The 15,578-nt window shown below is 36.2% G+C and carries 15 protein-coding genes and 2 pseudogenes; 16 read left to right on the forward strand and 1 reads right to left on the reverse strand.

The window, feature by feature from the left end; translation table 11 throughout:
- Positions 1-19: 19 nt before the first annotated feature.
- The 15 genes and pseudogenes from dnaK to recO all read left to right on the forward strand — a co-directional run bounded on the left by dnaK (position 20) and on the right by recO (position 13,193).
- The gene (gene dnaK, locus C7N65_RS01315; protein WP_105992663.1) at positions 20-1,855 is read left to right on the forward strand and encodes a molecular chaperone DnaK; all 1,836 of its coding nucleotides are present in this window, start codon (positions 20-22) and stop codon (positions 1,853-1,855) included.
- Positions 1,856-2,035: 180 nt separating this feature from the next.
- Positions 2,036-3,170: pseudogene (gene dnaJ, locus C7N65_RS01320) on the forward strand (molecular chaperone DnaJ).
- A gap of 5 nt (positions 3,171-3,175) precedes the next feature.
- Entirely contained in the window at positions 3,176-4,114 is a 939-nt protein-coding gene (gene prmA, locus C7N65_RS01325) for a 50S ribosomal protein L11 methyltransferase (RefSeq protein WP_105992664.1), read from the forward strand.
- 1 nt (position 4,115) lies between these two features.
- A pseudogene (locus C7N65_RS01330) lies at positions 4,116-4,869 on the forward strand (16S rRNA (uracil(1498)-N(3))-methyltransferase).
- A 6-nt stretch (positions 4,870-4,875) separates the two neighbouring features.
- Entirely contained in the window at positions 4,876-6,222 is a 1,347-nt protein-coding gene (gene mtaB / locus C7N65_RS01335) for a tRNA (N(6)-L-threonylcarbamoyladenosine(37)-C(2))-methylthiotransferase MtaB (RefSeq protein WP_105992665.1), read from the forward strand.
- Positions 6,223-6,352: 130 nt separating this feature from the next.
- Entirely contained in the window at positions 6,353-6,529 is a 177-nt protein-coding gene (gene rpsU, locus C7N65_RS01340) for a 30S ribosomal protein S21 (RefSeq protein ID WP_000048060.1), read from the forward strand.
- 209 nt (positions 6,530-6,738) lie between these two features.
- Positions 6,739-7,443, forward strand: coding sequence for an NfeD family protein (locus C7N65_RS01345; RefSeq protein ID WP_105992666.1), 705 nt, complete (start codon positions 6,739-6,741; stop codon positions 7,441-7,443).
- Positions 7,444-7,471: 28 nt separating this feature from the next.
- Positions 7,472-8,458 carry a flotillin-like protein FloA gene (floA, locus tag C7N65_RS01350; RefSeq protein WP_105992667.1) on the forward strand — a complete coding sequence of 329 codons (987 nt, stop codon included), beginning with the start codon at positions 7,472-7,474 and terminating at the stop codon, positions 8,456-8,458.
- Between the two features lie 12 nt (positions 8,459-8,470).
- Positions 8,471-9,097 (forward strand): hypothetical protein, encoded by a 627-nt coding sequence (locus C7N65_RS01355; protein WP_105992668.1) that lies wholly within the window; start codon positions 8,471-8,473, stop codon positions 9,095-9,097.
- Between the two features lie 225 nt (positions 9,098-9,322).
- Positions 9,323-10,270: a PhoH family protein gene (locus C7N65_RS01360; RefSeq protein WP_105992669.1), complete on the forward strand. Its 948-nt coding sequence runs from the start codon at positions 9,323-9,325 to the stop codon at positions 10,268-10,270.
- Positions 10,271-10,276: 6 nt separating this feature from the next.
- On the forward strand, positions 10,277-10,738 hold the full coding sequence (gene ybeY / locus C7N65_RS01365) for an rRNA maturation RNase YbeY (protein WP_105992670.1): 462 nt from the start codon (positions 10,277-10,279) through the stop codon (positions 10,736-10,738).
- Positions 10,739-10,740: 2 nt separating this feature from the next.
- The gene (locus C7N65_RS01370) at positions 10,741-11,085 is read left to right on the forward strand and encodes a diacylglycerol kinase family protein (protein ID WP_105992671.1); all 345 of its coding nucleotides are present in this window, start codon (positions 10,741-10,743) and stop codon (positions 11,083-11,085) included.
- A 14-nt stretch (positions 11,086-11,099) separates the two neighbouring features.
- Positions 11,100-11,507, forward strand: a complete 408-nt coding sequence (gene cdd / locus C7N65_RS01375) for a cytidine deaminase (protein ID WP_105992672.1) — start codon at positions 11,100-11,102, stop codon at positions 11,505-11,507.
- The gene (era, locus tag C7N65_RS01380; protein WP_105992673.1) at positions 11,504-12,403 is read left to right on the forward strand and encodes a GTPase Era; all 900 of its coding nucleotides are present in this window, start codon (positions 11,504-11,506) and stop codon (positions 12,401-12,403) included. Before cdd ends, era begins: the two co-directional genes overlap by 4 nt.
- 25 nt (positions 12,404-12,428) lie before the next feature.
- Positions 12,429-13,193: a DNA repair protein RecO gene (gene recO / locus C7N65_RS01385; RefSeq protein ID WP_105992674.1), complete on the forward strand. Its 765-nt coding sequence runs from the start codon at positions 12,429-12,431 to the stop codon at positions 13,191-13,193.
- Positions 13,194-13,241: 48 nt separating this feature from the next.
- Here recO and C7N65_RS01390 read toward each other — a convergent pair whose 3' ends face one another.
- Positions 13,242-14,633 carry a glycine--tRNA ligase gene (locus C7N65_RS01390; RefSeq protein WP_105992675.1) on the reverse strand — a complete coding sequence of 464 codons (1,392 nt, stop codon included), beginning with the start codon at positions 14,631-14,633 and terminating at the stop codon, positions 13,242-13,244.
- Positions 14,634-14,951: 318 nt separating this feature from the next.
- Here C7N65_RS01390 and C7N65_RS01395 point away from each other — a divergent pair, with 318 nt between their 5' ends.
- Positions 14,952-15,575: a helix-turn-helix transcriptional regulator gene (locus tag C7N65_RS01395; RefSeq protein WP_105992676.1), complete on the forward strand. Its 624-nt coding sequence runs from the start codon at positions 14,952-14,954 to the stop codon at positions 15,573-15,575.
- Positions 15,576-15,578 lie beyond the last annotated feature (3 nt).

Genomic DNA, 15,578 nt, shown 5'->3' on the forward strand with positions numbered 1-15,578 from the left:
TTAGGAGGAATTATTAGTTATGGGTAAAATTATCGGTATTGACTTAGGTACAACAAATTCTTGCGTGTCTGTTTTAGAAGGCGACGAACCAAAAGTTATTCAAAATCCAGAAGGTGCACGTACAACTCCATCAGTTGTTGCATTTAAAAATGGTGAAACTCAAGTAGGTGAAGTTGCTAAACGACAAGCAATTACAAACCCTAACACAATTCAATCTATCAAACGTGAAATGGGTACTGACCACAAAGTAGACGTTGATGGAAAATCATATACACCACAAGAAATTTCAGCAATGATTCTTCAAAACCTAAAAAGCACTGCTGAAAGCTATTTAGGCGACAAAGTTGATAAAGCAGTTATCACAGTACCTGCATACTTCAACGACGCTGAACGTCAAGCAACTAAAGATGCTGGTAAAATTGCTGGTTTAGAAGTTGAACGTATTATCAACGAACCAACAGCAGCTGCATTAGCTTATGGTTTAGATAAAACTGAACAAGATGAAAAAGTTTTAGTATTCGACCTTGGCGGCGGTACTTTCGACGTATCTATCCTTGAATTAGGCGACGGCGTATTCGAAGTACTTTCTACTGCTGGCGACAACAAACTTGGCGGTGACGACTTCGACCAAGTAATCATTGACTATTTAGTAGAAGAATTCAAAAAAGAAAATGGTATCGACTTATCTCAAGATAAAATGGCATTGCAACGTTTGAAAGATGCTGCTGAAAAAGCTAAAAAAGACTTATCAGGTGTATCTCAAACTCAAATCTCATTACCATTCATTTCTGCTGGAGAAAGTGGTCCATTACACTTAGAAATCACACTTACACGTTCTAAATTCGAAGAACTTTCTGATGATTTAGTACGTCGTACAATGGAACCAACTCGCCAAGCATTAAGCGATGCTGGTTTAACAAGCAAAGATATCGATGAAGTTATCTTAGTTGGTGGTTCTACTCGTATTCCTGCAGTTCAAGAAGCTGTTAAAAAAGAAATCGGCAAAGAACCAAACAAAAGTGTTAACCCTGACGAAGTAGTTGCTATGGGTGCAGCAATCCAAGGCGGCGTTATCTCAGGTGACGTTAAAGACGTTGTATTATTAGACGTTACACCATTATCATTAGGTATCGAAATCATGGGCGGCCGTATGAATACACTTATTGAACGTAATACAACAATCCCAACATCTAAATCTCAAGTATATTCAACTGCTGCAGATAACCAACCAGCTGTAGACATTCACGTATTACAAGGTGAACGTCCAATGGCTTCAGACAACAAAACATTAGGACGCTTCTCATTAACTGATATTCCACCAGCTCCACGCGGTGTACCTCAAATCGAAGTTACATTCGACATTGATAAAAACGGTATCGTTAATGTAACAGCTAAAGACTTAGGTACTAATAAAGAACAAAATATCACAATCGAATCAAGCTCTTCATTATCTGACGATGAAATCGATCAAATGGTAAAAGATGCTGAACAAAATGCTGAAGCTGACAAAAAACGTCGTGAAGAAAGTGACTTACGCAACGAAGCTGACAGCTTAGTCTTCCAAGTTGAAAAAACATTGAAAGACTTAGGCGACAACATTTCTGAAGACGACAAAAAACAAGCTGAAGATAAAAAAGAAGACTTGAAAAAAGCGCTTGAAGGTGACGATTTAGATGATATTAAATCTAAAAAAGAAGACCTTGAAAAAGTAGTTCAAGATTTATCAATGAAAGTTTACCAACAAGCTCAAGAAGCTCAGCAACAACAAGGTGATCAAGGCGGCAACAACAGCGATGTTGAAGATGCTGACTTCACTGAAGTTAAAGATGATGATAAAAAAGACGATAACAAATAATATTTGAAATCGTATATGTTTGAAAGCTGCTATAACTAAATAATAGAAGAAGGCGGCTTCTTGAATTAAAATTTAAGTCAAAGTCAATTGTACATTGGCTTTGACTTTTTATTATTTAACGAACTATACTTTAAAAGGTAAATAAAATCTATACTAGCAGAAAAGATAGGAGAGATTACAGTGGCAAAAAGAGACTACTATGAAGTCTTAGGTGTCAGCAAAGATGCGTCAAAAGACGAAATCAAAAAAGCCTACCGTAAATTATCCAAAAAAATATCATCCAGATATTAATAAAGAAGAAGGCGCAGAAGACAAGTTTAAAGAGGTCACTGAAGCATATGAAGTCTTAAGTGATGAAAACAAACGTGTAAACTATGATCAGTTCGGCCATGATGGACCGCAAGGCGGTTTCGGCAGCCAAGGCTTCGGCGGACAAGACTTCGGTGGATTCGGCGGCGGATTCGAAGATATTTTCAGTTCATTCTTCGGCGGCGGCGGTGCTCAAAGAGATCCTAACGCACCGCGTAAAGGCGATGATTTACAATATACAATGACAATTTCATTCGAAGAAGCAGTGTTCGGCACTGAAAAAGAAATTTCAATCAGAAAAGAAGTAAAATGTGAAACTTGCGGCGGTTCAGGTGCAAAACCAGGTTCTAAAAAGAAAACTTGTCATTACTGTAATGGTGCAGGACACGTATCAGTCGAACAAAATACTATATTAGGCCGTGTACGTACAGAAAAAGTTTGTCCAGTATGTAATGGTACAGGTGAAGAAATTGAAGAGCCATGTCCTACATGTCACGGTAAAGGTACTGAAACTAAAAACGTTAAACTTAAAGTAAAAGTACCTGAAGGTGTAGACAATGATCAGCAAATCCGTTTAGCAGGCGAAGGTGCACCGGGTCATAATGGTGGACCTCAAGGTGATTTATATGTTGTATTCAGAGTTCAACCTTCTGATAAATTCATTCGTGAAGGCGATGACATCTTCTACAACTTGAAAATCAGCTTCCCTCAAGCAGCACTTGGTGATGAAATCAAAGTACCTACACTTAATGGTCATGTTATGCTAACTGTGCCAGAAGGTACACAAGATGGTAAGCAATTCCGCATGAAAGACAAAGGCGTTAAAAATGTTCACGGTTATGGGCATGGTGATTTATTCGTTAATATCAACGTTGTAACTCCAACGAAATTAAACGAAAAACAAAAATCATTAATGAGAGAATTTGCGGAAATCAGCGGTGAAGAAATTGAAGAACAACCTTCAAACTTCAAAGAACGCGCACGCAGATTCTTTAAAGGAGATTAAATGCGATGAACTGGATGGAAATTTCAATTGTTGTGAATCATGAAGTCCAAGATGCTGTGTCCAATATACTAGAAAATATGGGGTCAAACGGCGTTGCTATAGAAGATTCTAATGATTTAAAAGGTAATTTAGCGGATAAATTCGGAGAGATTTATGAGTTGAACCCAGAAGATTATCCGACAAGCGGCGTTAGAATAAAAGCATACTTTAATGAATTGGATTACTCAGATCAATTAAAGCAAGATATTTTAAATGAATTGAACAATTTGGATGATTTAGATAAAAATATCTTCAGTTTTGATGAAAAAACAATTCAAGAACAAGATTGGGCTAATGAGTGGAAGAATTATTTCCATCCTTTCAAAGCCTCTGATAGATTTACAATTGTTCCAAGTTGGGAACAATACGATAAAACAGATTCTGATGAGTTGTTGATAGAATTAGACCCAGGTATGGCCTTCGGAACAGGAGATCATCCAACAACAAGCATGTGTTTAAAAGCGATAGAAAGATATGTGACACCTGATCATTCAGTAATAGATGTAGGCACAGGCTCTGGTATTTTAAGCATTGCTTGCTCTCTGCTTGGCGTTAAAAAGATAAAAGCTTTGGATTTAGATGAACTCGCTATCAAAGTAGCAAAAGAAAACTTTGAAAAAAATGGTTGCGTAGATCAAATTGAAACAGCAACAGGCAATTTACTACAAGGTGAAACACATCACTATGATGTTGTTATAGCAAATATATTAGCGCATATTATTGAAGAAATGATAGAAGACGCTTATAATACTTTAAATGATGATGGTTTATTTATTACATCTGGTATCATCGAAGAGAAGAGCGATGAAATTATCAATCATATGAAGCGTACAGGATTTAATATCATTTCTATTAATCACGACAACGGTTGGGTTTGTATCGTTGGCGAGAAAGCGAGCAATTAATATGCAAAGATATTTTTTTAAATCAAAACGCTGATGAAGATCAGCGTTTTTTTATTACTGATAAAGAAGATATACATCATATAGCAAATGTGATGCGCCATCAGAACGGCGACAAAATCATAATTACTTTCGAAGATTTAAAAGTTTATACATGCGTCATTATTTCAATCAGCGACACAGAAATTGAAGTTGAGTTGGAAGAAGCACAACCGAACGATACTGAATTGCCGGTTGAAGTTACTATTTGCAGCGGGTTGATAAAGGCAGATAAATATGAATGGCTGCTTCAAAAATCTACGGAGCTTGGTGCCTCTCATTTTATCGCTGTACAAATGGACCGCTCAGTTGTGAAATTAAACCAAAGCAAAGTAGATAAGAAAATGGTACGTTGGAACAAAATTGTTAAAGAAGCAGCAGAACAAAGTTATCGACTTGTTATTCCGACAATAGAATTTGTATCGAATTTAAAGGAAGTTTATGTTAATATAGATAAATATGATTATGTACTAGTCGCTTACGAAGACGTTGCCAAAGAAGGCGAAATGAGTGAATTTAAACGTGCTCTAAAGCAATTTGGCAAAGGAGAACGTGTATTAATTATTTTTGGACCAGAAGGCGGTTTAAGTCCTGAGGAAGTTGAGTTGTTCAAAAACAATGGATACATAGTGGGCTTAGGTCATCGGATTTTAAGAGCAGAAACAGCTCCATTGTATGCGCTTAGTGCAATTAGTTATGAAAAAGAATTAATGGGGTGAAAATAAATGTCAACAGTAGCTTTTCATACTTTAGGTTGTAAAGTAAACCATTATGAAACTGAAGCAATTTGGCAATTATTTAAAGATGCCGGCTATGATCGTGTTGAATTCGATACTAATGCCGATGTCTTTGTTATAAATACATGTACAGTCACAAATACAGGCGATAAAAAAAGCAGACAAGTTATTAGAAGAGCAATTAGAAAAAATCCAGATGCAGTCGTATGCGTAACAGGTTGTTATGCACAAACTTCATCTGCGGAAATTATGGATATTCCAGGTGTAGATGTTGTCGTTGGAACACAAGACCGTACGAAATTACTTGGTTATATCGAAGAGTTTAAAGCAGAACGTCAACCAATCAATGGTGTCGGCAACATTATGAAAAACCGTAAATATGAAGAGTTGGAAGTGCCTTACTTTACAGACAGAACACGTGCTTCACTTAAAATCCAAGAAGGCTGCAACAACTTCTGTACTTTCTGTATTATTCCTTGGGCACGTGGTTTAATGCGTTCAAGAGATCCAGAAAAAGTTGTGGAGCAAGCAACTACTTTAGTCAACTCTGGTTATAAAGAGATTGTATTAACAGGTATTCATACTGGTGGATACGGTCAAGACTTAAAAGATTACAATTTAGCTCAATTACTGCGTGATCTTGAAGCAGTAGATGGACTCGAAAGAATCAGAATTTCATCAATTGAAGCAAGTCAATTAACTGATGAAGTCATTGATGTTATTTCAAATTCAAATAAAGTCGTACGTCACTTGCACGTACCATTGCAATCAGGTTCAGACACAGTTCTAAAAAGAATGAGACGTAAATACTCAATGGCGCATTTCTCTGAACGCCTGATGAAATTACATGAAGCATTGCCTGGATTAGCAGTAACAAGCGATGTGATTGTTGGGTTCCCAGGCGAAACAGAAGAAGAGTTCCAAGAAACTTACGACTTTATTCTTGATCACCATTTCTCTGAACTTCACGTATTCCCATATTCTGCTCGTACAGGTACACCTGCAGCTAGAATGGATGGACAAATTGATGAAAGTGTTAAAAACGAACGTGTCCATAAATTGATTGAATTAAGTAATCAATTAGCAAAAGAATACGCATCTCACTTTGATCAAAAAGTACTTGAAGTCATTCCTGAAGAAACAGGTGACGAACCTGGTACATTAGTAGGTTATGCAGATAACTATATGAAAGTACAATTCGAAGGCGATGAATCATTAATCGGCGAATTGGTCAGAGTTAAAATTACTGAAGTCGGCTATCCTTTAAATAAAGGCTATGTTACACGAGTTATTGATCATGCGACAAACAGCAGTGAATTCTCTGCTATCGTATAATGTACAAAAAATTAATTATTCTAATTGACCGCAACAATCAGTTATATTATAATTATGATTGCATGGTTTACACTCAACCATGTGAATGAATTTTAAAGTTCCGTTGTTATTTGGAGGGAGGGAAATACAGATGTCTAAAACAGTAGTCCGTAAAAACGAATCACTTGAAGATGCATTACGCCGTTTCAAACGCTCAGTTTCTAAAAGCGGTACAATTCAAGAAGTACGTAAACGTGAATTTTACGAAAAACCAAGTGTTAAACGTAAAAAGAAATCAGAAGCTGCACGTAAACGTAAATTCAAATAATTATTAAGTCTGTTGACTCCCTCAACAAACAATTAATTATTATATTAAGCAGTTTATAGACTCCAAGTTTTCTTATTGTAAAACTTGGGGTTTTTTCTTTTATTTAATAAAAATAATCTTATCTATTTTTTTGCGTATTAAAATGTATCAATATTCCTATAATTACCTAAAGCAATCATGTATAATAAAACTGAGAGCGAGGTGAATCTATGTCACATCAAGCTGAAATCCTACATAATATTTCAGTATTTCAGACTAATTCTGATCCCTTATTACATCAAATCAGCAATGTCATCACAAGTCCGTTAATTTCATTAATTCTGACTTGTATTATCTTTTTAGGTTTTCTTTATCAACTCTATTCTAAACGCATTAATTTTATGGGGATTATTGCGTCCATCGCTTTATTAATTCTATTTCTAGGTTATTTAATTCAAGGTGAAGTTTCACTAATATCCATTGGTTTATTCATTATAGGTGTTATACTGCTTATAATAGAATTTTTCGTTGTGGGTGCCATTATAGGAATCATCGGGATAATTCTGATTACCATCAGTATTATTATGCTCGGTGATAATATTTTATGGATGCTGATCAACGTAGTTATTGCTTTGATTCTGACTATTATAGAATGGGTGATTTTAGTGAAAGGATACAATAAGAAGATTTCGCTGTTTGAAAAAGTAATATTAAGGGATTCCACTACATCTGAAGCTGGCTACACTTCACATGATGACCGCTCTAATTTAGTAGGCCAAACTGCTGTCACTTTAACTGAATTACGTCCTGCCGGTATTATCTCGCTTAATGATGAACGTATCGATGCAGTATCTGATGGAACATTTATTCAAAGAGATGTGAAAGTCAAAGTAACAGAAGTTGAAGGTTCGAGAGTAGTTGTAAGAGAAGTTTAAAAACACATAACACTAGGAGGCACATTACATGTTAATACCATTAATAATCATCATTGTTATTGCAGTAATCGCTTTATTAATCTTATTTTCATTTGTACCAATCGGTTTATGGATCTCTGCAATAGCAGCTGGTGTAAAAGTAAATATCGGTACATTAATCGGTATGCGCTTAAGACGTGTATCACCGCGTAAAGTTATTGCACCATTAATTAAAGCACACAAAGCTGGTTTGAATTTAACAACTAACCAATTAGAATCTCACTACTTAGCTGGCGGTAATGTTGACCGCGTTGTAGATGCAAATATTGCTGCGCAGCGTGCAGATATTAACTTGCCATTTGAAAGAGGGGCAGCTATCGACTTAGCAGGTCGTGATGTACTTGAAGCAGTACAAATGTCTGTTAACCCTAAAGTCATTGAAACACCATTTATTACAGGTGTCGCAATGAACGGTATCGAAGTAAAAGCTAAAGCAAGAATCACAGTACGTGCTAATATTTCTCGCTTAGTCGGCGGTGCCGGTGAGGAAACAATTATTGCCCGTGTCGGCGAAGGTATTGTTTCAACAATCGGTTCAAGTGAACATCATACAGTCGTTCTTGAAAATCCAGATAACATTTCTAAAACAGTACTCAGCAAAGGTTTGGATTCTGGGACAGCATTCGAAATTCTATCCATCGATATCGCAGATGTAGATATCGGTAAAAACATCGGTGCTGACTTGCAAACTGAGCAAGCATTGGCTGATAAGAACATTGCTCAAGCGAAAGCTGAAGAACGTCGTGCTATGGCTGTAGCTTCTGAACAAGAAATGAAAGCTCGTGTTCAAGAAATGCGTGCTAAAGTTGTGGAAGCTGAATCTGAAGTACCATTAGCAATGTCTGAAGCACTAAGAAAAGGCAATATTGGTGTTAAAGATTACTATAACTTGAAAAATATAGAAGCAGATACAGGAATGCGTGAATCAATCAATAAACGTACACAACCTGACGATAATGAGTCACCAGATAAGTAAAGAGGTGATTAAATGAGTATCGGTCTTATAATTTTTATCATCAGTATTGTTATTTCATTAATCAGTGCAATCAATGATAAAAATCATAAAAAGCGTCAACAAAACCAACCAAAATCACCTAGAAGACAGCCTACAACTGAGCGAAAGCCTCATAAAGGCTTCTTAGAACAGTTAGGTGATAAGTTTGAAGAGATGGAAAAACAATTTGAAGCAGAAACACAACCTTCAAAACGTAATTCCTCTCCAAGACAATCAGAACCTGATCAAACGAGAACTCAAGAGACACGTCAACGAAAAACTGAATCATCTTCCAATAAGAGACTGAACCAACATGAAAAAGAACAAGAACTAAAGCAAGCACTTAACAATACTTTAAATAGTGAATTAAGTGACCTGCGTTCTGAAATGGACAGAAACAAAGAAAAGCAAATGGCAATTCTCGAACGTCGTGCACAAGAAATCATTGCGGATAAATACTTATCTGAACGTGCAAAGCGAGAACGTCTTAAACAGCTTTTCGCTAATAAATTCAGTCAGCATCGAGAACAAAACAATGATGATTTACGATTTAACGATGATGAAGTCTTAAACGGTATGATTTGGTCTGAAATATTAAAAAAACCGAAACAACTTCAATAATAAAAGAAATCGGGCTTGCGATGAAAATTGCAAGTCCGATTTCTCTTTTGATTCTGTCTCATGAACATTATTGGATTAATAATACGTTAGAACATGATATAATGAAACTATGAATATGTGGAAATTATTAACTAAGTCCGTAGTTTCCGTTGACAATAATATTCTGCATCTTAATTAAAATGAACACGCTGTTTGCCAGCGATATATGTGAAAAGGAGTTAATGTATGCCAGGAATAATAGTTATTGACGATATGCATCAAGCCCAAGCTTTAATCGGTAATAATGATGAACACTTGCAAGCAATTGAAGAGGCGTTTAATGTCATTGTTCATGCAAGGGGGCAAGAGATAGCTGTAAAAGGGCAGCAACAAGAAGAAATAGAAAAAGCAGAAGCTGTAATTAAAAACCTTTTAAAAGTAATTGATCAAGGCGTATCGATTAATCTTAAAGATGTGGAAGCAGCAATTAAAATGGCAGAAAGAGGGTCAATTCAACATCTTGTTGATTTATACGATGAAGCCATCACTAAAGATGCTTACGGTAAAACCATTCGTGCTAAAACAATGGGACAACGACTGTATTTAAATGCGATGAAGCATAATGATTTAGTATTCGGTATCGGACCTGCAGGTACAGGTAAAACTTTCTTAGCTGTGGTTTATGCTGCTAAAGAATTGCGACAAGGTAATGTGAAAAGAATTGTACTCACTCGTCCGGCAGTTGAAGCCGGAGAATCATTAGGTTTCTTGCCTGGTGACTTAAAGGAAAAAGTAGATCCTTATTTAAGACCGCTTTATGATGGTCTGCATACTGTATTAGGACCAGAACAAACTGCGCGATTTATAGAAAGAGGCATTATTGAAGTAGCACCGCTCGCATATATGCGCGGACGTACACTTGATGATGCATTTGTTATTTTAGATGAAGCGCAAAATACTACACATGCGCAAATGAAAATGTTTTTAACACGTTTAGGATTCGGCTCTCAAATGGTAGTGACAGGCGACATGACACAAGTCGACTTGCCAAAAGGCGTTAAAAGCGGGTTGAAACAGGCAGTTAATAGACTATCAGGTGTTAAAGGTATCAGTGTTCAAACATTAGATCAAAGCGACGTTGTACGCCATCCATTGGTAAGCAAGATTATTAGCCGCTACGAAGGAGATGAATAATCCGTTATGTTTACAATCGATTTTTCTGACCATACTGATGAAGTGGAAGAAGAATGGTATGAACAAATAGAAAGCTTGCTTAATTTTGCAAAAGAACAAGAAAACATCGAAGATGATGCGGAACTTTCTGTTACATTTGTAGATCAAGCAGAAATTCAACAAATCAACCGCGACTATAGAGATAAAGATAAAGTTACGGATGTTATTTCTTTTGCGTTAGAGGAAGATGAACCTGAAATTGAAGGTTTGGATATTCCGCGTGTTTTGGGCGATATCGTGATTTGTGCAGATGTCGCAAAGGCACAAGCAGAACAATATGGTCATTCATTTGAAAGAGAACTTGGATTTTTAGCACTTCACGGCTTTTTGCATTTATTAGGATATGATCATATGAATGAAGAAGAAGAAAAAGAAATGTTCGGCAGACAAAAATCAATTCTAGATGCTTACGGCTTAACGAGAGATTAACAATGAAACGGTTTATATATCCGATAGAAGGACTTGTCACGATTTTAAAAAAGGACCGCAATTTCGTATGGCACTTATTCATTGCCTTTATCGTGGTAATTGCGGCTTTCTTTTTCAAGATTAATCGTATTGAATGGATTGCAGTTATCCTCTCTATTTTTATGGTTTTAGCGTTTGAAGCAATCAATACAGCAATTGAATATGTTGTTGATCTTGTAACGGATGAATATCAACTCTATGCCAAGTACGCTAAAGATATTGCTGCTTTAAGTGTACTTTTAGCTTCAATAGCTGCAGCTATTATAGGTCTGATTATTTTTATCCCTTACATTCTAAGTCTAATATAAAGGAGATAGAAAATATGGCTTATAGTCAAAATCATTTTAACAAAGTCAGAGAAGCACAAAGTCGCGCCTATGCACCTTACAGTAATTTTAAAGTAGGCGCTTATTTAAAAACGAAAGATGGTAAAGAGTTTTATGGCGCTAATGTAGAAAACGCGGCATATGGAGAAGCAATCTGTGCTGAACGTTCCAGTTTAGTTGCCGCAATCAGCCAAGGCTATCGACCAGGTGATTTTGAGTCTATCACAGTAACCGTAGATGCTGAATCTCCTTCTTCGCCTTGCGGGGCATGTCGCCAAGTAATCAAAGAACTATGCGATGATGATATGCCGATTTATTTAACCAATCATAAAGGTGATATGATTGAAACTACAATCAGCGAATTACTCCCACTAGGTTTTTCAGGAAAGGATTTGAATTTATGACAGAACACAAATCAGGATTTGTCTCTATTATCGGCAGACCTAACGTAGGTAAATCTACGTTTATGAATAGAGTACTAGGACATAAAATTGCTATTATGTCAGACAAAGCACAAACAACAAGAAATAAAATACAAGGCGTTATGACAGAAGATGATGCACAAATTATATTTGTGGATACACCGGGTATTCATAAACCTAAACATAAATTAGGCGATTATATGATGAAAGTTGCTAAAAATACTTTATCAGAAGTCGACGCTGTTATCTTTATGGTAAATGCTGATGAAAAAATCGGCAGAGGCGATGAATACATTATGGAAATGCTGAAAAATGTTAAGACACCTGTATTTTTAGTAATTAATAAAATCGATTTGGTGCATCCTGATGAAATTATGCCGATTATCGAAAGTTATCAAGAGTGTATGGAATTTTCAGAGACAGTTCCAATGTCAGCACTAGAAGGGCTGAATGTCGAACACTTTATCGACGTACTTAAATCATATTTACCTGAAGGTCCTCAGTACTATCCTGATGGCCAAATTTCAGATCACCCGGAACAATTTGTGGTAAGTGAATTAATCAGAGAGAAAATCTTACATTTAACAAGTGAAGAAATTCCACACTCTATTGGTGTCAATGTCGATAGAATGGCTAAAGAATCTGAAGATAAAGTACGCATTGAAGCCACAATCTTTGTGGAACGCGACTCTCAAAAAGGGATTGTTATCGGCAAAGGCGGTAAAAAGCTGAAAGAAATCGGTAAACGCGCGCGATTAGATATTGAACATCTTCTCGGATCAAAAGTGTATCTGGATTTATGGGTAAAGGTCCAAAAAGATTGGAGAAATAAAGTCAACTTTATCCGTCAAATGGGCTATATCGAAGATCAAGATTAATAATAGAAGGTCGGTGGTACCTTTTATGTTAGTGAAACAAAAAGGAATAATTATTAAGACGGTTGATTATGGAGAATCTGATAAAATCATCACGATTTTAAGTGAAAGCGGCGCAAAAATTCCGCTTATGGTCAAACGTGCTAAAAAAAGCCGCACTGGTATGCAGGCCAATACACAAATGTTTGTTTACGGATTATTTATCTATGCGAAATTACGAGGATTAGGTATTTTGAATTCCGTGGATGTCATCAGTCAGAATTATCAATTACGCTTAGACATTTATGAAAGCAGCTATGCTGCATTGTGTACTGAGGTCATTGATAAATCCATGGAGGAAGAACAAGTGTCAAAGTTCAACTTTCAATTATTGGACTTCTGTCTTGATAGGATTGCACAAGGGTATAGTTCTCAACTCATGTCCGTCATTGTCTTGTTGAAGAAAATGCCTGAGTTTGGTTTTACGATTCCCTTCAATCAAGATGTGTTAAGCGGTAATACCGATCAATCTGTTTTATGCGGTTATAGCTTTAAGTATCATGGAGTCATTGCACAAGAAAACTTTGCTAAAGATGAACGTGCAATTCCTATATCTAACAAAACGCTCTATTTGTTAGATGTATTGCAAAAGCTGCCGATAGATAAAATGAATGCTTTAAAGATTCATCAAACGATTGTAGATGAGATGTCTGAACTTTTGATTATGTTATACAGAGAATATGCAGGGGTTTTCTTTAAAAGCCAGAAGCTGATCAACCAGCTGCATCGCTTAGAATCTCATAATAAAAAATAACAAGCGTATCGCTAATTTGCGATACGCTTGTTTTCTCTGTAAATACAATTAGAATTTAACTTTTTCAGCTAAGAAATCATTTAATTCTGAGATAGGCATACGAACTTGTTCCATAGTGTCGCGTTCACGAACAGTAACTTGTTTGTCTTCTAATGAATCGAAGTCAAATGTAATACAGTAAGGTGTACCGATTTCATCTTGACGACGGTAACGTTTACCGATTGATTGAGATTCATCAAAGTCGACTGTAAAGTCTTCGCTCAATTGTTCGTAAACTTTGATAGCTTCCTCAGATAATTTTTTGCTTAATGGTAAAATAGCTGCTTTGTATGGTGCAAGAGCAGGGTGGAAGTGTAGTACAGTACGTTCATCTTTACTGCCTTCAACACCTTCACGATCATAAGCATCGCATAAGAATGCTAATGTTACACGATCAGCACCAAGTGATGGTTCAATACAATATGGGATGAATTTTTCATTTGTTTCAGGGTCATGATATTTAAAGTCATCACCTGAGTACTCACTATGTTGTTTCAAGTCATAATCTGTACGGCTTGCGATACCCCAAAGTTCGCCCCAACCGAATGGGAATTTGTATTCAATATCAGTTGTCGCATTTGAATAGTGAGATAATTCATCTTCATCATGATCTCTTAAACGAAGATTGTCATTTTGGATACCAAGGTCTAATAACCATTTTTCCGCAAATGTTTTCCAGTAATTTTGCCATTCGATTTCTTCACCAGGTTTACAGAAGAATTCTAATTCCATTTGTTCGAATTCACGTGTTCTGAAAATGAAGTTGCCCGGTGTGATTTCGTTACGGAATGATTTACCGATTTGACCGATACCGAATGGTAATTTTTTACGCATAGAACGTTGTACGTTTTTGTAGTTAACAAAAATACCTTGTGCAGTTTCTGGACGTAAGAAGATTTCGTTAGTTGAATCTTCAGTTACACCTTGGAAAGTTTTAAACATTAAGTTGAATTGACGGATATCTGTCCAGTTAGCAGTACCGCTTACAGGATCTTTGATGCCTTCTTCATCGATAATACGTTTCATTTCATCAAAGCTTAAACCGTCTGCGATAAAGTTTTCATCGCCTTTTTCATTTTGCATATATTCTTCGATTAATTTGTCTGCACGATAACGAATTTTACTGTCTTTGTTATCGATCATCGGATCGTTGAAGTTGCCTAAGTGACCTGATGCTTCCCAAGTTCTAGGGTTCATCAAGATTGCAGCATCTAAACCAACGTTGTATGGTGATTGTGAAATGAATTTTTTCCACCAAGCACGTTTAATATTATTTTTTAATTCAACACCTAATGGACCATAGTCCCAAGTGTTTGATAAACCACCATAAATTTCACTGCCTGGGAATACAAAACCTCTGTGTTTAGCCAGTTGTACTACTGAATCCATATCTTTTGCCATAAAAAAACACTCCTCTTTAATAATAAAAAACTCATCCCAAGATAACGGAAAATAAATTCCGAAATCTTGGGACGAGTTTAATATTTCATAATTCATAATCATAAAAATAACCCGCGGTTCCACCCAAATTAGTGAAGACACTCGCTTAGTTTATATAAGTTTTTAGGCCAATTTTATTGTTAAGCTCGCACCATCCTTAACTCGCTTCAAATTTAATTCTAATGCATCACAAAATTAAAGGCAAGTGTTTATATACATTTGTAGAGCAATTCGATTACAGTTATAATATGAATTGTAAGTGTGAAGGGGTGAAGACATATAGAACTGAGTAACAGGCAAAGCGAGATTATAGAAATAGTGAAGCATAACGGGCCGATTACTGGGGAGAAGATTGCCGAACAACTAAGTTTAACGAGAGCGACGTTAAGACCTGACTTAGCAATTTTAACAATGTCTGGGTTTCTCGAAGCTAGACCTAGAGTAGGTTACTTTTATTCTGGTAAGACAACAAATCAATTATTAACAGAAAAACTGCGCCAATATGTTGTTAAGGACTATCAATCGTTACCGATTATTTTAAAAGGCGACATTTCTGTTTACGAAGCAATTTGTACCATATTCCTTGAGGATGTGAGTACATTATTTATAGTCAACAGCAATAATGATTTTATTGGTGTGTGTTCAAGAAAAGACTTACTCAGAGCATCTATGATTGGTGAAGATATACATACTATGCCAGTCAGCGTCATTATGACAAGAATGCCGAATTTAACACACGTCCTGGAAAACGACTTAGTCGTATTAGCTGCACAGCTTATGATAGAAAAAGAAATTGATTCTTTACCAATCGTTCGTGGTAAAGAGAATGGTAAGTTAGAAGTAATTGGACGTATTTCAAAAACTACGATTACAAAGCTATTTGTATCAATTTTTGATGAGTAGGAG

The sequence above is a fragment of the Staphylococcus simulans genome, from assembly GCF_002994445.1.
Lineage (GTDB): Bacteria > Bacillota > Bacilli > Staphylococcales > Staphylococcaceae > Staphylococcus > Staphylococcus simulans_B.